Consider the following 24,016-nt stretch of genomic DNA (forward strand, 5'->3'; position numbering starts at 1 on the left):
GCCGACACCGAGCGAAGGAGATCAGAACCATGGCTGAACGGATCATCACCGTCGGATCGACGCACGGGCTGCACGCCCGCCCGGCGAAGCTCTTCGTCGAGGCGGTCAACGGCTCGGGTGCGAAGGTGAAGCTGACCAAGGAGGGCGGCAAGACCGTCGACGCGGGCAGCATCCTCGGAGTGATCTCGCTGGGCATCGACCACGGCGACAAGATCGTGCTCACCACCGACGCCGCCGACGGCGAGGCCGTGCTCGACGACCTGGCCGAGATCCTGGCCACGGACCACGACGCCTGATCATGACCGCCAACGCGAACGAATCAGCCACGCTGCTCCGCGGCGCCGGCATCGGCCAGGGCGTCGCCGTCGGCCCGGTGCTCCGGATGTCCGCTCCGCTTCCCGAGCCCTCCGACCAGCCCAGCACCCGCACCCCCGACGAGGAGAAGGCACGCGTCCAGGAGGCGGTGGCCGCGGTCGCCGCGGACCTGCGCCGGCGCGCATCCACCGTCCAGGGCACCGCCGCCGATGTGCTCGAGGCCCAGTCGATGATGGCGGAGGACTCCACCCTCGCCGACGACGTCGCGTCGCGGATCGACAGCGGCCGCACTGCCGAGCGGGCCGTCTTCGAGGGGTTCGCGGTGTTCCGCGACATGCTCAAGGAGCTCGGCGGCTACATGGGCGAGCGCGCCGGCGACCTGGACGATGTCTCGCAGCGCGTCGTCGCCGCGCTGGAGGGCAAGCCGGCTCCCGGCGTTCCGGACTCGGACACCCCGTACGTCCTGGTCGCCCACGACCTCGCTCCTGCCGACACGGCCCTGCTCGACCTGACGAAGGTGCTCGGCCTGGTGACGAAGGAGGGCGGACCGACCTCGCACACGGCCATCCTGGCGCGGGAGAAGTCGATCGTCGCGATCGTCGGGGCCGACGACGCCGACCGGCTCTCCGACGGCGACGAGGTGATCGTGGATGCGGCCTCCGGCACCGTCACCGTCTCGCCCACCGACGAGCAGCGTGCCGACGCGCAGCGCCGCATCGAGGAGCGGGCCGCGGCGCTCGCCGGCGGCGTGGAGCCGGGCGCCCTGGCCGACGGGACCGCCATCCCCCTGCTGGCGAACCTCGGCTCGGCCGAGGGCGCCGAGGCGGCGATCGCCGCGGGCGCGGAGGGCGTCGGGCTGTTCCGCACGGAGTTCCTCTTCCTCGACCAGCGGATGGCGCCCACCGTCGAGCAGCAGCGGGAGCAGTACCTCGCCCTGCTGCGCGCCTTCAGCGGCGGCCGGAAAGTCGTCGTCCGTGTGCTTGACGCCGGCGCTGACAAGCCGCTGGAGTTCCTCAACGACGCGCACGAGGACAACCCGGCGCTCGGGCTCCGCGGGCTGCGCTCCCTCCGCGCCAACGAGGACATCCTGCGCGAGCAGCTCACCGCCCTCGCCGAAGCGGACGCCCAGACCGACGCCGACCTCTGGGTCATGGCGCCGATGGTGTCCACCGTCGAGGAGACGCGCTACTTCACGGAGCTCGGCCGCGAGTACGGCCTGAAGACCGTCGGCGTCATGGTCGAGGTGCCGTCGGCCGCGCTGCTCGCCGACCGCATCCTCCCGCTGGCCGACTTCGCGTCGATCGGCACCAACGACCTCACGCAGTACACCCTCGCGGCCGACCGCCTGCTCGGCTCGGTCGCCGGCTTCCAGGACCCGTGGCATCCCGCCGTCCTCCGCCTCATCGGCGAAGTCGGCGCAGCGGGTGCGGCGACCGGCAAGCCCGTGGGCATCTGCGGCGAGGCGGCGGCGGACCCCCTGCTCGCCGTCGTGCTGGTGGGCCTCGGCGCCACCACCCTCTCCATGTCGCCGGCGGCGCTCGCCGACGTGCGACTCTCCCTGAAGCGCTACACCCTCGGCCAGGCCCGATCCCTGGCCGAGACCGCCCTGGCCGCCGACGGCGCGGCCGAAGCCCGGGAGGCGGTCCGAGCGGCCGCCGACCGATTCACGTCCCAGGACAGAAACGAGGCACCAGAATGACATCGGCGACACAGACGTCGGCGACGGCGTCGACCCCGAAGAAGCCCAACAGCGCGCGCGTCCACGTGCAGCGGTTCGGCACCTTCCTCTCCAACATGGTGATGCCGAACATCCCGGCGTTCATCGCCTGGGGATTCATCACCGCTCTCTTCATCGCGACCGGCTGGCTGCAGAACACCGGCTGGGCGATCAGCCCCATCCTGGGCGGCTTCGGCGACTCGGCGAAGGTCGGCTGGCAGGGCGCGCAGACCGTGCTCGCGCAGGACCCGAGCGGCCACACGTTCCAGCAGTACGTCGGACTCGTCAGCCCGATGATCACCTACCTGCTGCCCCTGCTCATCGCGAACACCGGTGGCCGCATGGTCTACGGCGTCCGCGGCGGCGTGGTCGGCAGCATCGCCACCATGGGTGTGATCGTCGGCTCGACCATCCCGATGTTCATCGGCGCCATGATCCTCGGCCCGCTCGGCGCGTGGATCATGAAGCGCATCGACATGCTGTGGGAGGGCAAGATCAAGGCCGGCTTCGAGATGCTGGTCAACAACTTCTCCGCAGGCATCGTCGGCATGCTGCTCTCGATCGGCGCGTTCTTCGGAATCGCACCGATCGTGGAATGGCTGAGCTCGGTGCTCGGCGGCGCGGTCAACTGGCTCGTCTCGGCGCACCTGCTGCCCTTCGCGAGCATCCTCATCGAGCCGGGCAAGGTGCTGTTCCTCAACAACGCCATCAACCACGGCGTGCTCACCCCGCTCGGCGTCGAGCAGGCGCAGCAGACGGGCAAGTCGATCCTGTTCCTGCTGGAGGCCAACCCCGGCCCCGGCTTCGGCATCCTGATCGCGTACTCGATCTTCGGTCTCGGCATCGCCCGCGCCAGCGCTCCGGGCGCCGCCCTCATCCAGTTCGTCGGCGGCATCCACGAGATCTACTTCCCGTACGTGCTGATGAAGCCGATGATCATCATCGCGGCCATCCTCGGCGGCATGACCGGCATCGCCGTGAACGTGACCTTCGGCTCGGGCCTCCGCGCCCCCGCCTCCCCGGGTTCGATCATCGCCGTGCTGCTGCAGACCCCCGCGGACAGCTTCGTGGGTGTGACGCTCTCCGTGGTGCTCGCGGCGGCGGTGTCCTTCATCGTCGCGTCGATCATCCTGCGGGCCAGCCGCAAGCGCGACCTCGCCGCGGGCAACGCCGGCGACCTGTCCGCCGCGGTCGCCCAGACCGAGGCGAACAAGGGCAAGCAGTCGTCGGTGCTCGAGGGCCTCGTCCAGGAGGGCGAGCACGACACCGGAGACGCCCAGGGCGACGCCACGAAGCGACTGGTGCAGAACATCGTGTTCGCGTGCGACGCTGGGATGGGCTCGAGCGCGATGGGCGCATCCGTGCTGCGGAACAAGATGAAGAAGGCAGGCGTCGAGGGCGTCACGGTCACCAACCAGGCGATCAGCAACCTCGACGGGACGGCCGACCTGGTCATCACGCAGCGCGAGCTGACCGACCGCGCGAAGGGCCAGTCGCCGAACTCGGTGCACGTGTCCGTCGACAACTTCATGAACAGCCCCAAGTACGACGAGGTCGTCGACCTCGTCGCCAGCCAGCAGAAGACCCCGGAGGACGCCACCAAATGACCGACACCATTCTCGACCGGGCGAACGTCGTGGCCGCGGGCACCGCGACCACGCGGGAGGACGCGATCCGGGAGGCGGGTGGACTGCTCGTCGCAGCCGGCGCCGTCGAACCGGGCTACGTCGACTCGATGCAGGACCGCGAGAACACCGTCTCCACCTTCATGGGGAACGGCCTCGCCATCCCGCACGGCACCAACGAGTCCAAGGACGAGATCAAGCGGTCGGCGCTCTCCTTCATCCGCTACTCCTCGCCGCTCGACTGGGGCGGCGAGGAGGTGCGGTTCGTCGTCGGCATCGCCGGGCAGAACAACGAGCACCTCGAGATCCTGTCGAAGATCGCGATCCTCTTCTCGGAGGAGGACGACGTGCAGAAGCTGATCGACGCCCCGGACGCGGACGCGCTGTTCGCCCTGCTCGGCGACGTCAACGAGTGAGGAGCGCATCGTGAAGGCCGTCCACTTCGGCGCGGGCAACATCGGACGCGGCTTCGTGGGGCTCCTGCTCCACGAAGCCGGGTACGAGGTGGTGTTCGCGGACGTCAACGCCGAGCTGATCGACGCGCTCGGCGCCGCGGACTCGTACGACGTGCACCTCGTCGGCGAGGACTCCGAGACGAAGACCGTGACCGGCTTCCGGGCGATCAACAGCGCGACGGATGAGGATGCGCTGGTCGCGGAGATCGCATCGGCGGACGTCGTCACGACGGCGGTCGGCCCGCGCATCCTGCGCTTCGTCGCACCGGTCATCGCCCGCGGGCTGGCGGCCCGCGCCGACGACGCGCCCCGGCTCGCCGTGATGGCGTGCGAGAACGCGATCGGCGCGACCGACCTGCTCGCCGCCGAGCTGATGGACGGCCTCCCCGACGACGACACCCGCGAGGAGCTGGCCGCACGCGCCGTCTTCGCCAACACGGCCGTCGACCGGATCGTCCCGGCGCAGGCCGCCGATGCGGGCGTCGACGTCACGGTGGAGACGTTCTACGAGTGGGTGGTCGACCGCACGCCGTTCGGCGGGCACGAGCCGCGCATCCCCGGCGCGCACTTCGTCGACTCGCTGGGCCCGTACATCGAGCGCAAGCTGTTCACGGTGAACACCGGCCACGCGACGGTCGCGTACACCGGCTTCCTCGAAGGGGCGACGACGATCAGCGAGGCGATCGCCATCCCGGCGGTCCGCGAGGCCGCCGAGGCGGCGCTGCGGGAGACGTCCGCGGCGCTGTCGGCGAAGCACGGCCTGGCCGAGGCGGATCTGGCGGCGTACCGCGAGAAGATCCTCGGGCGGTTCGCGAACCCGTACCTGGTGGACGAGGTGACGCGGGTCGGCCGCGAGCCCATCCGCAAGCTCGGGCGCAACGACCGCTTCATCGGCCCGGCGTCCGACTACGCGGAGCACGTCGGCGGCGTCCCGGCCGCGCTGCTGTCCGCGATCGGCGCGGCCCTGCGGTTCGACGTCGCGGAGGACACGCAGAGCGTCGAGTTGCAGCGCCTCCTCGACGAGGCGGAGCCGGCCGCGATCGTCGAAGAGGTGATGGGCGTCGAGCCCGGATCCGCCCTCCACGACCCGCTGGTCGGCGTGGTCTCGGAGGCGCAGCAGGACCGCATCCACCGGGCCCGCTGAGCCCTTCTCCTGCGGGCGGTCGCGCGGCTCCTCACGGGGTGGCGCGACCGCCCGCTGGGTATCCGCCGACCGCCGGTGCCGGTGGCGGGACCCGGTGGTACGTTTCGCATGTGAGCCGAATCGTGTCGGTGGCCCCGGTGCTCCCCGCCCGGAGCTACAGCCAAGGGGAGATCACCGCTGCGCTGCTCGCGATGATCACGTCGGACCCTGCGCGGCAGCAGGTGATGCGCCGCATCCACGCCTCCTCGGGGGTGCAGACGCGGAGCCTGGTGATGCCGCTGGAGCGGTACAGCTCGCTGGCGTCTTTCCAGGAGTCCAACGACTACTTCATCGCAGAGGGGACCTCGCTCGCCGAGCGCGCTCTCACGGCCGCGCTCGCCTCCGCCGGGCTCGAACCGGCCGACGTCGACTTCCTCCTCTTCACCTCCGTCACCGGCATCGCCGCGCCCTCCATCGACGCGCAGCTGGTCTCGCGCCTGGGCCTGCGGTCCGACGTGAAGCGCCTCCCGAGCTTCGGGCTCGGCTGTGTCGCCGGGGCCGCGGGCATCGCCCGTGTCAACGACTACCTGGCGGGGCATCCCGACGAGGTCGCCGTGCTGCTGTCGGTGGAGCTGTGCTCGCTGACCGTCCAGGCGAGCGACGACTCGATGGCCAACATCGTCGCCAGCGGCCTGTTCGGCGATGGGGCGGCCGCGGTCGTGATGGTCGGCGAGCGTCGCGCCGAGCAGCTGGGTCTCGCCGGCCCCGAGGTCGTCGACACCCGCAGCCACATCTACCCGGACACCGCGGACGTGATCGGCTGGGACATCGGCGGCACCGGGTTCCGCATCGTGCTGAGCGCCGGCGTGCCCGAGGTGATCGAGCGCAACTTCGCCGGGGACGCCCGCGGCATCCTCGCCGCCCACGGCCTGGAGGTCGCCGACGTCGGCGCCTGGGCCGCGCATCCCGGCGGCCCGAAGGTGCTCGAGGCGTTCTCGCAGGCACTCGACCTGCCCGAGGGGGCGCTGGATGCGAGCTGGCGCTCGCTGGCCAACGTCGGCAACCTGTCGTCGGCGGCCGTGCTGCATGTGCTCGCCGAGCAGTTGGATGCGCATCCCGCCGGCACGATCGGGCTCCTGTTCGCGCTCGGGCCCGGTGTGACGAGCGAGCTGGTGCTGCTGCGCTGGGCGGAGGGCGCCGAGCGGACGATCCTCGCACCGCTAACGGTCGCGGAAGTCTCGGCCCCGGACGCCGCTGCATGATCTGGTACACCGTCCTGGTGCTGGCCACCGGCGCCGAGCGCATCGCCGAGCTGGTGGTGTCCACCCGCAACGCGAAGTGGTCGTTCGCGCGGGGCGGCGTCGAGTTCGGTCGTGGCCACTTCCCCGCGATGGTGGCGCTGCACACCGGACTGCTGCTCGCCTGCCTCGCCGAGGTGTGGTTCGCGGGACGGCCGTTCCTCCCCTGGCTCGGCTGGCCGATGCTCGTGCTCGTCCTCGCCAGCCAGGCGCTGCGCTGGTGGTGCATCGCGACCCTCGGTCCGCGCTGGAACACCCGGGTGATCGTCGTGCGCGACCTGCCGCTGGTGACCGGCGGCCCGTACCGCTGGTTCACCCACCCCAACTACGTCGCCGTGGTGGTCGAGGGGTTCGCCCTCCCGCTCGTGCACACGGCCTGGATCACAGCACTGACGTTCACGGTGCTGAACGCCTGGCTGCTGGTCGTCCGCATCCGCTGCGAGAACCGGGCGCTCGCGACCGTGGTCGGATCCCCGGCGCCCGCATGAAACCGCACGTCGTCGTCGTGGGCGGCGGCCCGATCGGACTGGCGTGCGCGATCGAGGCGCGCATCGACGGGATGGACGTGGTGCTCGTCGAGCCGCGCGTCGGCCCCATCGACAAGGCCTGCGGCGAGGGCCTGATGCCGGGGGCGCTGGCCGCCCTGCACCGGATCGGCGTCGACCCGCACGGCCGCCGGCTCGACGGCATCGCGTACCTGGACGGCGCCTCGCGCGTCGAGCACCGGTTCGCCGAGCGTCCGGGTCGCGGGGTGCGGCGCACCGTTCTGCACCAGGCGCTCGCGGAGCGGGCCGCTGAGCTCGGCGCTCACCGCATCCACGCCAAGGTGACCGCTCTATCGCAGACCGCGGACGGGGTGACGCTGACCCTGAGCACCGGCGAGACCGTCGAGGCGCCGTGGGTGATCGCGGCCGACGGGCTGCACTCGCCGGTGCGCCGGATGGCCGGGCTCGACGGGCGGGCGCAGGCGGCCCAGCGGCGGCGCTTCGGGCTGCGGAAGCACTTCGGCGTGGAGCCGTGGACGTCCCTGGTCGAGGTGCACTGGTCGCACGGCGCCGAGGCGTACGTGACGCCGGTCGATGACCGGACGGTCGGGGTCGCGGTGCTCGGCTCCCGTCCGCTCGACATCGATCAGGTGATCGCCGGGATCCCCGAGCTCGCGGGACGGCTCGACGGTGTGCCGTCGGTCTCGGACCCGCGCGGTGCGGGCCCGCTCCTCCAGCGGGCGCGGTCGCGCTCCGCGGGGCGCGTGCTGCTCGCCGGCGACGCCTCCGGCTACGTGGATGCGCTCACGGGCGAGGGGATGCGCGTCGGCTTCGCGCAGGCCAGGGCGTCGGTCGCCGCGGTGCGGGCCGGCAGCACGGAGCAGTACGAGCGGGCGTGGCGCGCGACGACCCGCGACTTCCGGATGCTCACGTCGGCCCTCGTGGTGGCCGCCCGCTCCAGCTTCCGGCCCCGGATCGTGCCGACCGCGGCGCGTCGCCCGGAGCTCTTCGGCTCGATCGTCGAGCGCTTGTCGCACTAACGACCCTCCTCGCGCTCCTCCAAAATGCCTGCATTATCGGGCTTTTAAAGCATGCGTAGCAGCTGTGGATACTGGTCCGCGGTCGTCGCTGCCAATTAGTATGTGAGATCGATGATGGACATTCGAGATACGGAAGGTGAGCCATGGACGATCCCGCTGACACCGGCGACGAGACCCTGACCCCTGCAACCGGAGCCGAGGTGCGACCGTCGTCCGCCCCGCCGACGGCAGATGCGCCCGGCCACTCGAAGCGGCCCCCGAAGCGCACGACGGTGACCTTCTACCTGACCGACGCGATGCGCAACCGGGCGCGAGCCGCATACCGCCGGACGTCCTTCGATGAACGGGACAGCAGTTGGTCGGAGATGCTCAACAAGGCCCTCCTCGCGGAGGTGCAGCGGCGTGAGCGCGCGTACAACGGCGGCCGTGCCTTCGTGGGCAACGACAAGCCGCTGACCCCGGGGCGGCCGATCGGCTTCTGAGCCGGGAACGGCTGCGGGCGCGCGAATTCCCGGCACGCCGGCGGCTGGGGTTGCCGGCGTGCCGGGAAGACATCACCCGCGCTCAGCGGGCGCGGGCACTCACCGCAGGTGGTGGTGCCGACGGCCGCGACCGGCCGTGGTGAAGGCGAGCATCACTCCGAGGAGCGCCAGCAGCGCACCCAGCGCCCCGAGGCCGAGGTCGTCCGACCCCGTCGAGGCGAGGGCCGTGGTACCCGACATCGCACCGGACATCGCGCCGCCCGCGAGCGCCGTGGCACCCCCGGTCGAGGCGACCGTCGCCGGTGCCGACAGCTCGCCGGCCGACGGCGTCGACGGGGTGGTCGGCGTCGTCGGGGTCGTCGGGGTCGTCGGCGTCGTCGGGGTCGTCGGCGTGGTCGTCGAACCCGTCGTGGTGGCGTCACCGACCACGGAGATCGCTCCACCGCCCACCGTCACGGGAACGTCGACGCCGATCGGGAGACCGATGCCGTCGAGCAGACCGCCGCCGGTGGTTCCGGTCCCGCCGTTCGTCCCGCCTGTCGATCCGCCACCGGCGGTGGCGCCGCCGGTCGCAGGAGCGGTGGTGGACGATCCGGCCGACGTGGCGTCACCGATCCCGGAGACCGCCGTGCCGCCGACCGTCACCGGGACGCCCGCACCGACGGGCACCTGGATGCCGGACAGCACGCCGCCGTCCGTCGACCCTCCGGTCGCGGTGGTTCCGCTGCCCGAGCCGGCCGCCGGAGCGGTCGTCGTCGACCCGGAGGTCGTCGCGTCGCCGATCACGGACACCGCGTCACCGCCCGCCGTCACCGGCAGCGCAGCGTCGACCGGAGCCTGGATGCCGGACAGGATGCCGCCCGAGCCGCCGTTCGCGGTCGAACCGGTCGCAGTCGAGCCGGACCCGGTCGCGGGCGCCGTCGTGGTGGAGCCGGACGTGGTCGCGTCGCCGATCACGGACACTGCGTCACCGCCGACCGTCACCGGGACGGCCGCACCGATGGGCGCCTGGATGCCGGAGAGGATCCCGCCGTCCGAGCCCGAGCCGCCGGTCGCGGTCGCGCCGCCGCCGGAGCCGCTTCCGGACGGGGCGGTCGTGGTCGATCCCGTGCTGCTCGCGTCACCGAGCACCGAGATCGCGTTGCCGCCCGCCGTCACCGGCGCCACAGCGCTGATCGGCGCCTGGATGCCCGAGAGCACGCCGTCGGAGCCGGAGCCCGACGCGGTCGCGGTCGACCCGGATCCGGCCGCGGGGGCCGTCGCCGAGGAGTCGGACGACGTCGAGTCGCCCACCACCGAGATCGCGTTCCCACCCGCGGTCACGGGCACGGCGACCGAGACCGGCGCCTGGATGCCCGACCCGACGCCGTCGGAACCGGACGAGGTCGCGCTGCTCCCGGACCCGGAGGCCGCCGGAGCGGACGCATCGGAGCCGCTGCTTGCGGAGTCGCCGACGACGCTCACGGCGTTGCCGGAGACGTCCACCGGGACGCTGACGGCCACGACCGCCTGGTCGCCGCTCAGCACTCCGCCGACCGAGTCGGGAGAGATCGAGGCGGACGGGGCGGCGGGCGCCGCCGGGGCGCTCGCGGTGGATCCGGTGCTCGTCGCATCCCCGAGGACGGAGATGCCGGTGCCCGAGATCGAGACGGGGACGGTGATGCCGACGACCGCCTGGTCGCCGGTGGCGACGCCGTCGCCGCCGGACGTTTCGGCCGCGTTCGCCGCGGCCGTTCCGGCGAGCCACAGCCCGCCGACGCAGAGGGTGAACCACATCCCTCTGGAGACGTACTTGTTCATGGGTCATGCCTTTCGACTGAGAGTTGTCGCCCGGGCACACGAGTGCCGGGCAGGGGTCATGTGCTGCCTGCGCGGCAGCCGTGACCTGCTCAGTCGGGGCTGATGTCGTGGTCGGCGACGGGGCCGGCGGGGACGTGATCGTCCGCGGCCGCGCCGCTGAGTCGGATCCACGAGGACCCGGAGAAGAAGAAGCCGTCTGCGGTCGCGGCGAATCCGGGCGCAGCTCCGCCCGGGCCGCTTCCGCCGCCCGTCGAGCCCGCGGATCCTCCCGGCAGCCCGCCGGGCGCTCCACCTCCGGGAGCCCAGGGGTCTCCCGCGGGGACGCCTGCAGGCGCCGAACCGCTCGCACCGGCACCGGCCGACGAGCCGAACGGCAGCAGTCCGCCGGGGAGGCGCGTGCCGGAGGCCGCGAGCAGGGCGGGCACGGATGCCGCGAGCGCCGCCGAAGAGGCCAACGCCGCGTCGAGGCCGCCAGGGAGCTCGGACGCGGGCGAACCCGGCTCCGGCCCGGCCTGTTCGCCGTCCGCCGCGATGATGGGGGCGACGGCCGTGTCGACCGCGCCCACCACGTCCGACACCGTCTGGTCGACGGTCCCGGTGACCGGATCCGTGACCGTCGCGACGGGCGCGGGAGGCAGGACGTCGCGCACCACGGGGACGGCGGCGACCACCTGGTCCACCGCGTCGGCAACCGGCTGCACCGCACTGGCGACGGGCGACTGCTCGACCACCTGGTCGACGGTGGCGGTGACCGGGGTGACGACCGCGGACACCACGCTCTGCACCGGGTCGGGAAGCGCGGGTGCCACCGCCTGGGTGACCGAACCGACCGCATCCCCCACCCCCGTGGTGACGCTCGAGACGAGCGCGCCGACCGGTGCGGCGGGCGGCGCCGGTTCGGCCGCCGAGGCGGCGGACCCTCCGGCGAAGAAGCCGAGAACGGTGAGACCGGCGCCGGCGATCAGAGAGCCGACCAGCACGCGCGCAGGGGTGAGGATGCTGTGGCGGGCCTTCTCAGCCAGCTCCGGCATACGATCACCCCCTGACCGTTCGAGACGAGGGCGACTATACGCTCCGTTCTAGGGGACCGGAAGTGCGGATTCCCGATCGGCACTCGCGTGCGCCGCGCCGGGCCTGCGGGAACGACGCGCCGAGGCCGCCGCGATGGCGACCACGATGAGCGCTCCGACGGTCATCGCCGCGCCCACCCAGAGCGGCGAGGTGTACCCGAGACCGGCCGCGATGGTGAGCCCGCCGAGCCAGGCGCCCAGGGCATTCCCGAGGTTGAAGGCGGCGATGTTGGCGCCCGAGGCGAGGGTCGGAGCGTGCGCTGCGGAGGAGAGCACCCGCAGCTGCAGAGCCGGCACCGTGGCGAACCCGAACGCGCCCATGAGCACGAGCCCGATGATGGCTCCGGCCGGGACTCCCGCCACGAGCGCGAACGCGGCGAGGACCACGGCGAGCGCTGCGAGCAACCAGAGCAGCGTGCGGTCGATCGACCGGTCGGCGAGCCGCCCGCCGGCCCAGTTGCCCGCGAACAAGCCGAGACCGAACAGGATCAGCAGCCACGGCACGGCGGCGGATGCGAAGCCCGCAACACCGGTCAGCGTGTACGCGATGTAGGTGAAGGCGCCGAACATCCCGCCGAAGCCGAGCACCGTGGCCGCCAGCGACAGCCAGACCTGGCCGGAGCGGAACGCCGACAGTTCGCCGCGCAGCCCGGTCGCGGACCGTCCGCCCGCGCTCGCCGGAACCAGCAGGGCGACGCCGATCAGGGCGATCACGCCGATCCCGGTGATGGCCCAGAAGGTGGAGCGCCATCCCAGCGCCTGGCCGAGCAGCGTGCCGAACGGAACGCCCAGCACGTTCGCGGCCGTGAGCCCGGTGAACATGACCGCGATGGCGCGGGCCTGCTTCTCGGGCGCGACGAGTCCGGCCGCGACGACCGAGCCGATGCCGAAGAAGGCGCCGTGGCAGAGCGCCGCGATGATCCGGCCGGCGAGCATCGTGCCGTAGTCCGGGGCGACGGCGGAGAGCAGATTGCCGACGATGAACAGCACCATCAGCCCGATGAGCGCGGCCTTCCGCGGCAGGCGCGTCGCCGCTGCGGTCAGCCCGAGAGCGCCGACGACCACCGCGAGCGCATATCCCGAGATCAGCCACCCGGCCGCGGCCTCGTCGACGTGGAAGTCGGCCGCCACCTCCGGCAGCAGCCCGGCGATGACGAACTCGGTGAGGCCGATCCCGAATCCTCCGAGAGCGAGGGCGATCAGGCCAGCGGGCATGGATGTCTCCTTCTGGATGCGGTGGGGGTGCGCTACTCTGTTAGTTGCAGACGCGCTATAAATAGTTGCACGTGCAACTACATTGCGCAACCCCGTCTGCTTCGACCGCGGCCCGAACGCGGCCGGACACCGAAGGGAGCGCCCATGGGCATCGCGGACGACGCGGTGGAGGTGCGCGCGCACGGCTGGCGCACACTGGCCGCCCTGCACGGGTACATCGAGGCCGAGCTGGAGCGGGAGCTGAGCCGCACCGTGCAGCTGTCGGTGGTCGAGTACACCGTGCTCGACGCGCTCGCGCGCCAGGACGGCTGGCACATGCGGATGCAGCAGCTCGCCCGCGCGAGCGCCCTCAGCCCCAGCGCGACGACCCGCCTCGTGAACCGGCTGGAGGACCGCGGGCTGCTCACGCGCATCCTGTGCGACGACGACCGCCGCGGCATCTACACCGAGCTGACCGGGCCGGGCCACGAGCTGCTCGACACCGCGCGGCCCGTGCACGACGACGCGCTGGCCCGCGCGCTCGACGGCGCCCGTCAGGTGCCCGAGCTCGCGCCGCTCGTCGACGCGCTGCCGGAGCTGACCGCGCAGCCCGAGCTGACGGCGCAGCCGGCCTGACCGCGTTCCGCGTGACGGCTCAGCGCAGCACCTCGACGAGCGCCACCCACGAGAACGCGACGGTCGCCACGATGGCGACGATGGTGCCCACGGCGACCAGCACCAGCCCGGCGGCCCCGGCCGTGGATGCGACGAGCAGGATCCCCGCGACGGCGTAGACCAGCGTCGGCACCGCGAAGAAGGCGATCCGCTCCAGCGTGTAGCGCCGGAAACCGGTGCGCACCGCATCCCGCGCGACCGTGATCCCGCAGCGCACGTCGATCACTGCGCACAGCGCCGCCCCGACGAGGACTTGGATGCCGTAGCCCACGGTCTGCTGCCCCGGGATGAGTGCAGCGCACGACAGCGCCACCCCGAGGATGAGGGCGGCGATGGATGCGCCGGCGCGCGCCGCCAGCCCGGCCGACTTCGCGATCGTGGCGATGTTGACGGAGAGCGCCACGATCAGCAGACCGCCCAGCGCCGCTCCGGCGCCCGCGACCGCCACGTTGAACTCGGACCAGGACGCGAACGGCTCCTCCATGCGGCCCAGCGTAGCGGCGCCTCACCGGCAGGGCGTATAACGGGGGCATGGCGGACGCGATCACGAACTGGATCGAGCTCTACCGGCGCGCATGGGAGAGCAACGACCCCGACGACATCCGGGCGCTGTTCACCGAGGATGCGAGCTACCGCACCGAACCGTTCGCCGAGCCGTGGGACGGGCACCTCGAGATCGTGGAGGGGTGGCTCGACGCCCAGGACGACCCCGGTGCCGCGACGTTCGAGTGGCGGCTGCTCGGGCAGGACGGCCCCGTGTACTTCGTCGAGGGCGTGACCGACTACCGCGAGGGCCCGATCTACAGCAACCTGTGGATCGTCCGGCTCGCCCACGACGGGCGCGCCGAGGAGTTCACCGAGTGGTGGATGGAGCAGGAGCCCGACCAGGACTGACCGCCGCACCGGTCACAGCTGGCCCAGCCACAGCCCGAGCCCTGCCGCGGCGAGCGCCAGCACGAGCATCCCGACGCCGTTGAAGGCTGCTGCCCGGTAGCGTCGTTGCTGCGCCAGGCGGACCGTCTCGTAGCTCGCCGTGCTGAACGTGGTGTACCCGCCGAGGAAGCCGGTGCCGAGCACGGCCCGCCACTCGGGCGGCAGGCCGTGGGCGAGCGCGAGTCCGGTCACCAGCCCCAGCAGGAACGAGCCGGTCACGTTGATGATCGTGGTCCCGATCGGGTAACCGGTCCGCAGCCAGGAGCGGAGCGCCCCGTCGAAGAGGAGGCGCGCGACGGCTCCCACGCCGCCCGCGGCAGCGACCGCCAGCACCAGCGGGCTCATCCGTGTCCCCCTCTAGTGCGGCGGCGCGCGATCGCCGACGCGAGGGCGATGCCCGCCACGGAGGCCAGCGCGCCCACGGCGATGGTCGCCACGGCGTACAGGATGCTCAGGCCGACGCTCTGCGCGGCGATCAGTCCGTCGGTGTCCACCGCGAGCGAGCTGTACGTCGTGTACCCGCCCAGGATGCCCGTGCCGGCGAACAGCCGCACGTCACGACGGCCGCCCTCGTCCGGCCCGCGCAGTGCGAGCGACTGCAGCAGCCAGCCGAGCACGAATGCACCGGTGACGTTGATGAGGAAGGTGATCAGCGGCACGCCCGCGACGGGCGGCACCGACAGCGTCAGCAGGTAGCGTGCGGCCGTGCCCAGCGCGCCTCCCACGAACACGAGCAGGACCGAGCGCGGCCGCAGGTGCAGGGGCGCTCGACGGCGGTCGGCCGGCACTAGACCGGCGGGTCTTCCCACGGGAACGACTGCGTGCCCGGGATCGGGTTCAGCGGCACCACGATCACGGGACGGTGCTGCCGGTGGGCCAGATGCACCGCGATGGAGCCGTTGAAGAACTCGCGCACGCTGCCCCGCAGGCCCGCCTCGCGCGTCCCGACCACGATGTAGCGCGCGTTCATGTCGTCGGCGAGCCGCGCCAGGCACCACGCCGGGTCGCCCGCCAGCTGCTGCAACGAGTACGGGATGCCGCGGCCGTCCAGCACGCGCCGGATGTGCGCCTCCAGGTCGGGGTCGAAGCGCTTCTCCTCCGTCTCCGGTAGATCCGGATCGTAGGGAAGGGCCACCACTGTTCCGTCCACGTAGCTCGAGACGACGTAGCGGTCCGGATCGACGTTGGCGCAGACCAGCGGCACATCGAGGTCGTCCGCGAGCCGCGCCGCCTCCTCCAGCACCGCGACCGGCTGCCCGGGGACCACGGCCGCGAGGATGCCACCCCGGCCGGCGATCTCGTTGCCGCTCATGCCCCTAGTGTGCACCATCACGGGTTCACTCGCGTCTGGGCGTGGGGTACGGTCGGCCTACCAGTGTCCGAGAGGAGCCCGAACCGATGGCCGACAAGCCACCGCTGCCGCGGGAGCGCCGACGTACCACCCGTGGACTCCGTCCGCTCCCCGAGCTCACCAAGGACCTCGTCGCCCAGCTGCGCCGGCTGGTCGCGACCGAACTCGCCCTGTTCAAAGCCGAGATGGCCGCCAAGGCGAAGGCGGCGGGGATCGGCGCAGGGCTCCTCGTGGGCGCTCTGCTCTTCCTGTTCTTCGCGTTCGCGGTGCTCATCACTGCGGCCGTGCTGGGCTTCGCGCTCATCCTCCCGGCGTGGCTGGCGGCGATCATCGTCGGCGTCATCCTCATCGTCATCGCCGTCGTGGTCGGCCTCATCGGGCTGCGCAGCCTCAAGAAGGGCGTGCCGCCGGTGCCCGACGACCTGGGCAGCGAGCTGAGCGCCGACGCGAAGGCCCTGAAGGGAGAGCAGCCGTGACCTCCGACACCACTCCGTCGATCGGACGCCAGGGGCAGCGTCCCGCCGGCCGCCCGCCGCTACCCCCGGGTGCCGGCATCAACCAGATGAAGCTCGACCTCGAGGTGACCCGCGACGAGCTCGCGAGCACCCTGGACGACCTGTTCGCGACCTTCAACATCCGGGTGCAGATCCGCTCCCACCCCGTGGTGTTCGTCAGCGTGTTCCTGACCATGGTGGGCGCGGCCGCCGGCATCGCGACCCTGCTCCTCCGGAGGCGCGGGCGTGCCCGTTGACGACGGGGGCGTCGGCAGCGCCCGCGCGAAGGCAGTCCGCCGCATCGAGGACCGCCGCAGTGAGCCCTGGTACCGCCTGCCGTGGGGGTTCATCCTCAAGCGCACGATGCGCAGCTTCTCCACGGACCAGTGCACCGACCTCGCCGCCGGCCTGACCTACTTCGCCGTCCTGTCGCTGTTCCCCGCACTGCTCGCGCTGGTCAGCCTCCTGGGCATCGTCGGCCAGAGCAAGGCCGGGATCGACGCGCTCTTCGGGATGGTGAACGACCTCGCGCCAGGCATGACCGACGTGCTGAAGGGACCGATCGAGACGCTCGCCGCCTCCCCCGCGACCGGATGGGCGCTCGCGATCGGCATCATCGGCGCCGTCTGGTCGGCGTCGGGCTACGTCGGCGCGTTCGGTCGGTCCCTGAACCGCGTGTACGGGGTGCAGGAGGGGCGGACCTTCTTCACGCTCCGCCCGGTGCAGCTCGGCGTGACACTGCTCGCGCTGGTGCTCATGGCGCTCCTCGCGCTGCTGCTGGTCGTCTCCGGTCCGGTCCTCGAGTTCCTGGGCGCGTTCCTCGGGCTGAGTGACGCCTTCCAGGCGATCTGGTCCGTCGTGCGGTGGCCGGTCGTCGTCGTTGTCATCGTGCTGCTGGTCGCGGTGCTTTACGCCGCTACCCCGAACATCAAGCACCCGCGCATCCGCTGGCTCACGCCCGGGTCGATCGTCGCGATCGTCGTGCTCGGCGTGGCCTCCGCCCTGTTCGCGTTCTACGTCGGCAACTTCGGCAACTACGACCGGACGTACGGCGCACTGGCCGGCATCATCGTCTTCCTGCTGTGGATCTGGATCGCGAACAACGCGCTGCTGCTCGGCGCGGAGCTCGACTCCGAGGTGGAACGGGCGCGCGAGCTGGTCGCGGGCATCGAGGCGGACGACGTGCTCCGCCTCCCGCTGAAGTCCGACAAGGCGCTCGCGAAGATGCGGGAGGCGCACGCGGGCGACGTGCTCGCCGCGCGCGAGATCCGTCGCCGCTACCGCTGACCTCCTCCGCCCGGCTCCGGCCCGCTCGCTAGGCTCGGAGCATGAGCGACCCGCGCCCCGGCCACGACGTCCCCGACTCCCGCGGCCGCACCGGCCTGCACCGCACCGGTATGGACCTAGCAGGCAACCCGGACGTCCGGATGCGCGAGGTCGAGGTCACCTCGGACGGTTGGCACGTGCTGCGGCGCACCACCTTCGACTACCGCGGACGCTCCGGCGAGTGGACGACCCAGTCGCGCGAGACGTACGACCGGGGCAACGGCGCGACGGTGCTGCTGTACGACCCGGTCGGGCGCACGCTGCTGCTCTCACGGCAGTTCCGTTTCCCCGTGTACGTGAACGGCCATCCCGACGGCATGCTCATCGAGTCGGCCGCCGGGCTCCTCGACGGCGACGGCCCCGAGGAGGCGATCCGCCGGGAGGCGGCGGAAGAGCTCGGCGTGACGATCGGCGGGCTCACGCACCTCTTCGACCTGTACATGAGTCCGGGCTCGGTCACCGAGCGCGTGCACTTCTACGCGGCGCCCTACACCCCCGCGGACATCACGGGAGGCGGCGGCCTGGAGGACGAGGGCGAGGAGATCGAGCCGGTCGTCGTGCCCTACGACGAGGCGCTCACCATGGTCGCCGACGGCCGTATCGCCGACGGCAAGACCGTCATCCTCGTGCAGTGGGCGGCGCTCAACCTCTTCGGTTGAGGGCCGCGATGCGGCGACGGGTCAGCCGTAGCGGAGGGCGGGGCCGTCCGACTTGAGGAAGTCGATGTGCAGGTGGTTGCACGTGTCGTCGAACGGCTTGAAGTTGCTGAGGTCCATGGAGGCGCGGCAGCCGATCTGGCCGAGGCCCGTGCCGTCCGGGACCAGCGGGTCGAGGATCTTGATCAGCTGAACCGACTTCGCGTCTCCACCCGTCAGCGGCGAGCCGTTGAGGAGGTAGAAGTCGACCGCGTGACCGCCGCCGTCGGCGTAGTGGGCCGAGTCGGTGCCCGCGCCCTCGATCTGGCCGGTGCAGCGACGGTTGATGTCGCTGACGCCGACCTGGTTGAAGTTGTCGAGCGCCACCGAGATGGCCTGCAGCACGCGGTAGTCGATGCCGCAGCCGGGGACCGCATGGCCCTCGGCCAGGTCCGCGATCTCCGGGATGTGGTTGGGGACCGAGCCGACGAGGCGGCCGGATGCGACCGCGCCCATGAGCTGCACGGCGAGCGCCTGCACGGTGGGCGAGACCGTCGTGTTCATGGTCGAGTCGAGAGCCTGCGGGCTCTCCTGGATGTCGAGGCCGTCACGGGCCACCACCTGGGTGACGCCGCCGCCGGTGAGGGTCTGCACGGCGAGCGCGGTGCGCGCGGCTCCGACGGTCGATCCCTCGCCCGTGGTCGCGTAGGCCGGGAGGGCTGCGGTGCCGAAGAAGGCGGCGAGGGCCACCATCACGACAGCGTGGACGCCCCAGCGACGGCGCTCCGGACGCGCGGTGCGCACCCGCGGCGCACGGACAGCCGCGGCGGTGCGTGCGGGACGCTCGGGCTTGGGCCGGCGCTCGGCGCGGGCGGGCTTCACGACGACGCGCTCCCGCGTGCGGGGCCGGCTGCGCTCGGCCTCGAGCCGTGCGCGACGGCTCGGGAACGTCTGGGTCGCGGTCAGCTCCTCCGCGGTGGTGAACGCGCTCACGGGATCGTCGGAGAGCTGCGACTGCTGGTCCACATCCACCACGACGGGTGCCTTGACACTGCGGCGAGGCCGCACGGAAGGAGTGGACTGGGGCAAGCTGCTGGTACTTCCTGGACGAGTCGGTCGGGGCGACGCACCGGGGGAGGCGCGAAAGGCGTACTCCCTTTTCTATCGGATTTCGGCTGGATGTTCCATCAATGCAGATGAATAGATCCCGGCGGGGGGCGCATCCTGCGCGTTCGGGTCATGCAGGGGCCCCCGATCCGGGACCGGACGGCAGCGTCGCCGTCACCCACGAAAGTACGGTCCTCACCTGTGCCCGGCAGGCCGCGGTACGGCTGATACGACGGGGATCGGCGCGGATGCCCGGCGGGGTCTCAGGGGATGGCGACGGCCAGCTCCACTCGGCCGGACGCTTCGCGGAGCGCGACCGTCCCGCGTTCTGCGAGCTGTCTCAGACCGATGCCCGAATCCGCCGCCCCGAGAGTGCCGCCCGACTCGATGACGACCTTCACGCCATCGCAGTCCGCGGCGCGCAGGGCGATCGCGACCGGCGAGCCGTCGCCGTGCCGCACGGCGTTGGCGAGTCCTTCCGAGACCGCATCCACGACGGCGGAGGCGCGTGTCGGATCCACCAGGCGCCCCCAGACGGCCTCGTCGACGGCCACCCGCAACTCGATCGCGGACGACCAGCTGTCGAGCAGGGCGCTGACCTCGTCGGCCGCGTGCCGTTCGTCGTGGGCGCCCCGCAGCGCGTCCCGCGCGCGGCCGAGCACGTCGATGACACGGCGGGCGGCCGCCGCCCGGTCGGCGGGCGGAGCCGCGGTGAGCGCCAGCGCGCCGGCGATCAGCTCGGACTGGACGCCCGCGTGGAGCAGGCGGGCGAGGGTCGCGCGCTCCCGGTCGTAGTCGGCGCGGACCCGGGCGGCCGCCGCGACGTTGGCCTGCAGCGCCGCCTCCAGCTCCGCCTGGTCCTGCCGCACCCGCACCGACAGCGAGGAGACGAGGGCGACCGTCAACGCGATCAGCGGGTAGGTCGCCGTCTCGAACCACGCGGGGGCGGGGTCGCTGCCGGCGAGCGCGAGCCCGACGGCTCCCGTCGCCGACACGAGGAGGCCGACGCCGATGTAGAGGAGCAGGAGCACCGTCAGGCGCGCGGCCGAGTGCGCGGGCAGCGTCACCGATGCCACGAGGGAGCCGCCGATCAGGAGGACGACCAGGCCGGCCGCCACCGGTGCGACGATCACCGGACCGGAGAGGATGGACACGAACGGCAGCACCATCGCGGTGAACAGCAGGGCGGTGGCGAGCGGAGGCGCCGCGCGCATCCCGCCGACGACCGACGTGAACCATTCGCGGGGCGCGACCTGCTCGCCGTCCGGTCCGGGCGCGGCGCCGTCGTCCTGGTAGACCCGGTGGCTGGCGGGACGGACGACGTCCTCGGCGAGCCGCCGCAGCAGGCGCGCCGCCTCGGCCGGTTCGGGCAGGTCCGCCGCCGCGGTGGCTGCCGTCCGTTCGAGAGCCTCCACGACGTCGTCCAGCGCCTCGCTCCGCAGCCGGGCGAGCCGCTCCGTGGCGCAGCCGATGTCGTCACCGGACGCGCGCTGGGCCGCCCGCAGGCGACGGAAGACGCCGAGGTGCTCGCGCACGAGGTCGACGGCAACGGCGATGAGCGCGAACACCGCGACGACGACCACGACGTTGACGGCGATGCGACCCGCCAGGTCGCCCGGCGCGACCGGGATGCCGAGCAGACCGCCGGCCTCGAGGAAGAGCAGGGGGCGGACCGCGCCGATCGCCGCGTAGATCGCGAAGACGGCAACGGGACGCGCGCCACGCGGGACGACCCGGAGCACAGCCGCCCCGAGCAGGAGGAGCCCGCCCAGGATGCCGTGCTGCAGGCCGGCGACGGCCAGCACGGCTCCCGGTCCTCCGGAGACGTACTGGAGGCCGGACATCACGGTGAGCGCGAACGGCAGCGTGAGCAGCCAGGTCCACACGGTGATCGCCGCCGGCCCGTGGACGCGCGCGAGGGAGCGGCGGAGCGCGGTCATCGGATCAGAGTCCCGAAGCGGGGTCGCCGAAGGTCGACGTGTACAGGGTGGCCGCCGCGACGCGCGGTGCGGTGCGCTCCCCGCCCGCGAACCCGAGCGCCTGGAAGACGCGCTCTACGCTCTTCTCGACGGCTCGCACGGTGACGTTGCGCCTGCGGGCGATCTCCGCGTTCGACAGGCCTGCCGCGAGCAGCCGCGTCGTCTCGAGCTGGGCGGCGGTCAGGCGCAGCAGACGCGAGCGCGCATCCGTGCCCGGCTGCTCCCGCCGGACGGGACGGTCGGCCAGGACCGCCTCCGCCGCATCCACCAGCTCCTCCACCGACTCCACCGCAGCCTTGTTGACGAAGGAGGCGTCCGCGACCGTGCTGCGCTCCTGGGCGGCGGCGGCCTCGCGCGACAGGTTGCTGAGGAACATCACAGCGACGTGCGGCGACCGCGCCCGCAGGATGGTGGCGAGCTCCACGCCGTTCGGCCGGCTGCCGAGGTCGATGTCCGTCACCAGGAGGTCCGGGTCGAACGTGCCGGCGAGCGCGAGCGCGTCGGGGGCGGTCGCTGCGCCTGCCGCCTCGAAGCCGCGCTGGCCGAACGCGTCGACGACGAGGGAGCGCATGAGGGCGTGGTCCTCCACCACGAGCACCCGCCGCCGCCATGTGTCCACCGTCACCCGCACAGGATAACGCGGGTGAGGCTCCCGTCCGGACCGTTCGCCGACCCCCGTTGTGGTCGGCCGGGAGCCGCGGAATCCGTTCCGTAGACTGGCTCCGAAGACCCGACGACACGGAGGATGCGCATGGGATCGAGGTGGGCACGCGTCGGACGCGGGATGCTCGCCTCCGGTGCCGCGATCTTCGTCGCCGCGCTGTTCCACGTCGCAGGAGGCGGAGCGGCGCCCGGTCTCGTGCCCGTCGCTCTCAGCCTGGCCTTCGCGACCCTCGCCTCCGTGGCGCTCACCACACGCCGCCTCTCCCTGTGGCGGCTGACCGTCGCCGTCGGGCTCAGCCAGTTCCTGTTCCACGCACTCTTCTCGCTCGGCGGCGGAGGCGTGCGGTTCACCGCGCCGGACGGGATGGCGCACCTCCACCTGGGCGCGCACCTCACGATGTCCGCCGGGACGATGAGTGGCGGTGCCATGCCCGCGGCGCACGGGTCCGAACTCACCCCGTCGATGTGGCTCACGCACGCGAGCGCCGTGCTGGTGACGGTGGTCGCCCTCCGCTTCGGCGAGCAGGCGTTCTGGGGCCTCTTCCGGACGGCGCGCGTGCGCATCGCCCGGACGGCCGAACGACTCGTCGTGGTGCCGGTCCCCGTCTCCGCGGCCGTCGTCGCGCCGACGGTCGTCGCGCCCGCCCGGCTGCGCGATCTCGGCCTCCCGCTCGCCCGGCTGCGCCACCGCGGTCCTCCCGCGATCGCCGGCGCGTTCTGACGGCAGCCCGGGGTCCCCGGCTCGCCGCGTGACGCGCGCACGCGTTCATCGACGATCCGATCGCAAGGAAGACCCCATGAAGAAGTCCACGTTCGCCGCGTCCGCCGCGGCGGCATCCACCGCCCTCCTGCTGCTGGCCTCACCGCTCGCGGCGAGCGCCCACGTCCACGTCGACCCTGACCAGGCGTCGCCCGGCAGCTACACGAACCTGACCTTCAAAGTTCCGACCGAGTCCGCGACAGCGGGGACGGTCAAGCTCGTCGTCGACCTGCCGACGAAGACGCCGTTCACCTCGGTCAGCTACCTGCCGCTCGCCGGCTGGACCACCACGGTCGACACCGAGAAGCTGGCGAAGCCCGTGAAGACGGACGACGGCACGATCACCGAGGCGCCCATCCGGATCACCTGGACGGCCGACAGCGGCGTGCAGATCGCGCCGGGGCAGTTCCAGCAGTTCACCGTGTCGGCGGGCGCCATCCCGAAGACCGGCTCCATCGAGCTGCCGACCCACCAGTACTACTCCGACGGGACGGTCGTGGACTGGGACCAGCCGACGCCCGCGTCGGGTGACGAGCCCGAGCATCCCGCCCCCACCCTCTACATCGAGGACGCGGCGCCGGCCGAGGACGGATCGCCGACGCTGGTCGCGACCCCGGCGCCGGTCCCCGCCGCGGCGACCAGCACCACCGCGACCGTCGTGTCCATCGCGGTGGGAGTGGGCGGCCTGGCGCTCGGCGCGATCGCCCTGGTCGTGGCCGTGTTCGCCCTCACCCGGGTGGGACGCCGGGGCGAGCGTAAGGTGCAGGGATGACGAACAGGCTGCTCGCCGCGACGGCCGGCCTCGTCGCCGCCGTCGCCCTGGCCCTCGCCCCGGTGGCCGCCGCGGACGCGCACGACTACCTCGTGAGCAGCGACCCCGCGGCGGATGCGACGGTCACCGCTCCGCTCTCCGCGGTGACGCTCACGTTCAACGACCGCGTGCTCGACCTCTCGGGGAAGGGCTCGACGAACCTGCTCACCGTGACGGGTCCGGACTCCGGAAACCGGCACTTCGAGACCGGATGCGCGACCGTGGCCGACACGGCCCTGACCGCCCCCGTCGCCCTCGGCGGCGCCGGGCGGTACACGGTCACCTACCAGATCGTGTCTGCGGATGGTCACACGGTCTCGTCGTCGTACGCCTTCACGTACCAGCCGCCGGCGGGGGCCACCGCAGCGGCGGGCTCGGAAGGCAGCCCGTGCGGCGCGACCGGCTCGACGGAGGCGCCGTCGTCGCCGGGTGCAGGCGGCAGCAGCGCCGGCGCCACCCCGCCCGCCACGGCAGCCGCATCCACGGCCCAGCCGACGACCCCGGCCTCCACCGGGACCGACCTGGGCCTCGTCATCGGGATCGCCATCGGCATCGTCGTGCTCGCCGTGATCGGCATGGCGATCGTGCTGCTGACGTCGCGACGCAAGCCGCCGGTGGCGCCGGGCGCGCCGGACGATCCTGCGGGCACCGACTGAGCAGTGCGAGGAGGGGGCTTTC

General features: G+C 72.5%; 28 protein-coding genes. 18 read left to right on the forward strand and 10 right to left on the reverse strand.

What is annotated here, in order from left to right; translation table 11 throughout:
- Positions 1 to 29 precede the first annotated feature (29 nt).
- From ACTJI1_RS13045 to ACTJI1_RS13085, 9 genes are all read left to right on the forward strand, one after another.
- Complete coding sequence (locus tag ACTJI1_RS13045; RefSeq protein WP_121263210.1) at positions 30 to 296, forward strand: HPr family phosphocarrier protein; 267 nt, start codon at positions 30 to 32, stop codon at positions 294 to 296.
- 2 nt (positions 297 to 298) lie between these two features.
- Positions 299 to 2,014 (forward strand): phosphoenolpyruvate--protein phosphotransferase, encoded by a 1,716-nt coding sequence (gene ptsP, locus ACTJI1_RS13050; protein WP_440742982.1) that lies wholly within the window; start codon positions 299 to 301, stop codon positions 2,012 to 2,014.
- A complete protein-coding gene (locus tag ACTJI1_RS13055) occupies positions 2,011 to 3,639 on the forward strand; it encodes a PTS mannitol transporter subunit IICB (RefSeq protein WP_440742983.1) in 1,629 nt (542 codons plus the stop codon). Before ptsP ends, ACTJI1_RS13055 begins: the two co-directional genes overlap by 4 nt.
- The gene (locus tag ACTJI1_RS13060; RefSeq protein ID WP_310132864.1) at positions 3,636 to 4,073 is read left to right on the forward strand and encodes a PTS sugar transporter subunit IIA; all 438 of its coding nucleotides are present in this window, start codon (positions 3,636 to 3,638) and stop codon (positions 4,071 to 4,073) included. Before ACTJI1_RS13055 ends, ACTJI1_RS13060 begins: the two co-directional genes overlap by 4 nt.
- 10 nt (positions 4,074 to 4,083) lie before the next feature.
- Positions 4,084 to 5,256: a mannitol-1-phosphate 5-dehydrogenase gene (locus tag ACTJI1_RS13065; protein WP_440742984.1), complete on the forward strand. Its 1,173-nt coding sequence runs from the start codon at positions 4,084 to 4,086 to the stop codon at positions 5,254 to 5,256.
- Between the two features lie 110 nt (positions 5,257 to 5,366).
- On the forward strand, positions 5,367 to 6,497 hold the full coding sequence (locus ACTJI1_RS13070) for a type III polyketide synthase (RefSeq protein ID WP_440742985.1): 1,131 nt from the start codon (positions 5,367 to 5,369) through the stop codon (positions 6,495 to 6,497).
- Positions 6,494 to 7,021, forward strand: a complete 528-nt coding sequence (locus tag ACTJI1_RS13075; protein WP_440742986.1) for an isoprenylcysteine carboxyl methyltransferase family protein — start codon at positions 6,494 to 6,496, stop codon at positions 7,019 to 7,021. Before ACTJI1_RS13070 ends, ACTJI1_RS13075 begins: the two co-directional genes overlap by 4 nt.
- Positions 7,018 to 8,058 (forward strand): NAD(P)/FAD-dependent oxidoreductase, encoded by a 1,041-nt coding sequence (locus tag ACTJI1_RS13080; protein ID WP_440742987.1) that lies wholly within the window; start codon positions 7,018 to 7,020, stop codon positions 8,056 to 8,058. Before ACTJI1_RS13075 ends, ACTJI1_RS13080 begins: the two co-directional genes overlap by 4 nt.
- 143 nt (positions 8,059 to 8,201) lie before the next feature.
- A complete protein-coding gene (locus tag ACTJI1_RS13085; RefSeq protein ID WP_440742988.1) occupies positions 8,202 to 8,540 on the forward strand; it encodes a ParB family protein in 339 nt (112 codons plus the stop codon).
- A 99-nt stretch (positions 8,541 to 8,639) separates the two neighbouring features.
- On the opposite strand, the gene ACTJI1_RS13090 is transcribed toward ACTJI1_RS13085, so the two are convergent.
- The 3 genes from ACTJI1_RS13090 to ACTJI1_RS13100 form a co-directional block, all read right to left on the reverse strand.
- Positions 8,640 to 10,340 carry a chaplin family protein gene (locus tag ACTJI1_RS13090; protein WP_440742989.1) on the reverse strand — a complete coding sequence of 567 codons (1,701 nt, stop codon included), beginning with the start codon at positions 10,338 to 10,340 and terminating at the stop codon, positions 8,640 to 8,642.
- Between the two features lie 89 nt (positions 10,341 to 10,429).
- On the reverse strand, positions 10,430 to 11,371 hold the full coding sequence (locus ACTJI1_RS13095; RefSeq protein ID WP_440742990.1) for a hypothetical protein: 942 nt from the start codon (positions 11,369 to 11,371) through the stop codon (positions 10,430 to 10,432).
- A gap of 48 nt (positions 11,372 to 11,419) precedes the next feature.
- Positions 11,420 to 12,625, reverse strand: a complete 1,206-nt coding sequence (locus ACTJI1_RS13100) for an MFS transporter (RefSeq protein ID WP_440742991.1) — start codon at positions 12,623 to 12,625, stop codon at positions 11,420 to 11,422.
- 144 nt (positions 12,626 to 12,769) lie between these two features.
- Here ACTJI1_RS13100 and ACTJI1_RS13105 point away from each other — a divergent pair, with 144 nt between their 5' ends.
- Positions 12,770 to 13,240 carry a MarR family winged helix-turn-helix transcriptional regulator gene (locus ACTJI1_RS13105; RefSeq protein WP_440742992.1) on the forward strand — a complete coding sequence of 157 codons (471 nt, stop codon included), beginning with the start codon at positions 12,770 to 12,772 and terminating at the stop codon, positions 13,238 to 13,240.
- 19 nt (positions 13,241 to 13,259) lie between these two features.
- Here ACTJI1_RS13105 and ACTJI1_RS13110 read toward each other — a convergent pair whose 3' ends face one another.
- On the reverse strand, positions 13,260 to 13,763 hold the full coding sequence (locus ACTJI1_RS13110; RefSeq protein ID WP_440742993.1) for a hypothetical protein: 504 nt from the start codon (positions 13,761 to 13,763) through the stop codon (positions 13,260 to 13,262).
- A gap of 47 nt (positions 13,764 to 13,810) precedes the next feature.
- Here ACTJI1_RS13110 and ACTJI1_RS13115 point away from each other — a divergent pair, with 47 nt between their 5' ends.
- Entirely contained in the window at positions 13,811 to 14,173 is a 363-nt protein-coding gene (locus ACTJI1_RS13115) for a nuclear transport factor 2 family protein (protein ID WP_310132833.1), read from the forward strand.
- 12 nt (positions 14,174 to 14,185) lie between these two features.
- Here the strand turns inward: ACTJI1_RS13115 and crcB are convergent, their stop codons facing one another.
- From crcB to ACTJI1_RS13130, 3 genes are read right to left on the reverse strand one after another with little or no spacing between them, the layout of a single operon-like run.
- Positions 14,186 to 14,557: a fluoride efflux transporter CrcB gene (crcB, locus tag ACTJI1_RS13120; RefSeq protein WP_440742994.1), complete on the reverse strand. Its 372-nt coding sequence runs from the start codon at positions 14,555 to 14,557 to the stop codon at positions 14,186 to 14,188.
- Positions 14,554 to 15,000, reverse strand: a complete 447-nt coding sequence (locus ACTJI1_RS13125) for a fluoride efflux transporter FluC (RefSeq protein ID WP_440742995.1) — start codon at positions 14,998 to 15,000, stop codon at positions 14,554 to 14,556. Before ACTJI1_RS13125 ends, crcB begins: the two co-directional genes overlap by 4 nt.
- The gene (locus ACTJI1_RS13130; protein WP_310132828.1) at positions 15,000 to 15,524 is read right to left on the reverse strand and encodes a universal stress protein; all 525 of its coding nucleotides are present in this window, start codon (positions 15,522 to 15,524) and stop codon (positions 15,000 to 15,002) included. Before ACTJI1_RS13130 ends, ACTJI1_RS13125 begins: the two co-directional genes overlap by 1 nt.
- A gap of 86 nt (positions 15,525 to 15,610) precedes the next feature.
- Between ACTJI1_RS13130 and ACTJI1_RS13135 the strand changes: the two genes are divergently transcribed.
- The 4 genes from ACTJI1_RS13135 to ACTJI1_RS13150 are packed head-to-tail and all read left to right on the forward strand — an operon-like array spanning position 15,611 to position 18,042.
- Entirely contained in the window at positions 15,611 to 16,039 is a 429-nt protein-coding gene (locus ACTJI1_RS13135) for a phage holin family protein (RefSeq protein ID WP_440742996.1), read from the forward strand.
- Positions 16,036 to 16,314 carry a hypothetical protein gene (locus tag ACTJI1_RS13140; RefSeq protein WP_440742997.1) on the forward strand — a complete coding sequence of 93 codons (279 nt, stop codon included), beginning with the start codon at positions 16,036 to 16,038 and terminating at the stop codon, positions 16,312 to 16,314. Before ACTJI1_RS13135 ends, ACTJI1_RS13140 begins: the two co-directional genes overlap by 4 nt.
- Positions 16,304 to 17,344 carry a YihY/virulence factor BrkB family protein gene (locus ACTJI1_RS13145; RefSeq protein ID WP_440742998.1) on the forward strand — a complete coding sequence of 347 codons (1,041 nt, stop codon included), beginning with the start codon at positions 16,304 to 16,306 and terminating at the stop codon, positions 17,342 to 17,344. The genes ACTJI1_RS13140 and ACTJI1_RS13145 overlap by 11 nt, the downstream gene beginning before the upstream one ends.
- A gap of 41 nt (positions 17,345 to 17,385) precedes the next feature.
- Positions 17,386 to 18,042, forward strand: coding sequence for an NUDIX domain-containing protein (locus ACTJI1_RS13150; RefSeq protein WP_440742999.1), 657 nt, complete (start codon positions 17,386 to 17,388; stop codon positions 18,040 to 18,042).
- Between the two features lie 21 nt (positions 18,043 to 18,063).
- On the opposite strand, the gene ACTJI1_RS13155 is transcribed toward ACTJI1_RS13150, so the two are convergent.
- The 3 genes from ACTJI1_RS13155 to ACTJI1_RS13165 all read right to left on the reverse strand — a co-directional run bounded on the left by ACTJI1_RS13155 (position 18,064) and on the right by ACTJI1_RS13165 (position 21,729).
- Entirely contained in the window at positions 18,064 to 19,053 is a 990-nt protein-coding gene (locus tag ACTJI1_RS13155) for a hypothetical protein (protein WP_310132819.1), read from the reverse strand.
- A 335-nt stretch (positions 19,054 to 19,388) separates the two neighbouring features.
- Complete coding sequence (locus ACTJI1_RS13160; RefSeq protein WP_440743000.1) at positions 19,389 to 21,065, reverse strand: hypothetical protein; 1,677 nt, start codon at positions 21,063 to 21,065, stop codon at positions 19,389 to 19,391.
- 4 nt (positions 21,066 to 21,069) lie between these two features.
- Positions 21,070 to 21,729, reverse strand: a complete 660-nt coding sequence (locus ACTJI1_RS13165; RefSeq protein ID WP_310132815.1) for a response regulator transcription factor — start codon at positions 21,727 to 21,729, stop codon at positions 21,070 to 21,072.
- A 126-nt stretch (positions 21,730 to 21,855) separates the two neighbouring features.
- Here ACTJI1_RS13165 and ACTJI1_RS13170 point away from each other — a divergent pair, with 126 nt between their 5' ends.
- The 3 genes from ACTJI1_RS13170 (at position 21,856) to ACTJI1_RS13180 (ending at position 23,994) form a co-directional block, all read left to right on the forward strand.
- Positions 21,856 to 22,488, forward strand: a complete 633-nt coding sequence (locus ACTJI1_RS13170) for a hypothetical protein (protein ID WP_440743001.1) — start codon at positions 21,856 to 21,858, stop codon at positions 22,486 to 22,488.
- A gap of 76 nt (positions 22,489 to 22,564) precedes the next feature.
- Positions 22,565 to 23,299 (forward strand): YcnI family copper-binding membrane protein, encoded by a 735-nt coding sequence (locus ACTJI1_RS13175; RefSeq protein ID WP_440743002.1) that lies wholly within the window; start codon positions 22,565 to 22,567, stop codon positions 23,297 to 23,299.
- Positions 23,296 to 23,994 (forward strand): copper resistance CopC family protein, encoded by a 699-nt coding sequence (locus ACTJI1_RS13180; protein ID WP_440743003.1) that lies wholly within the window; start codon positions 23,296 to 23,298, stop codon positions 23,992 to 23,994. Before ACTJI1_RS13175 ends, ACTJI1_RS13180 begins: the two co-directional genes overlap by 4 nt.
- Positions 23,995 to 24,016 lie beyond the last annotated feature (22 nt).

It is taken from the genome of Leifsonia sp. 22587, assembly GCF_052044215.1.
Taxonomy (GTDB): Bacteria; Actinomycetota; Actinomycetes; order Actinomycetales; family Microbacteriaceae; genus Leifsonia; species Leifsonia shinshuensis_C.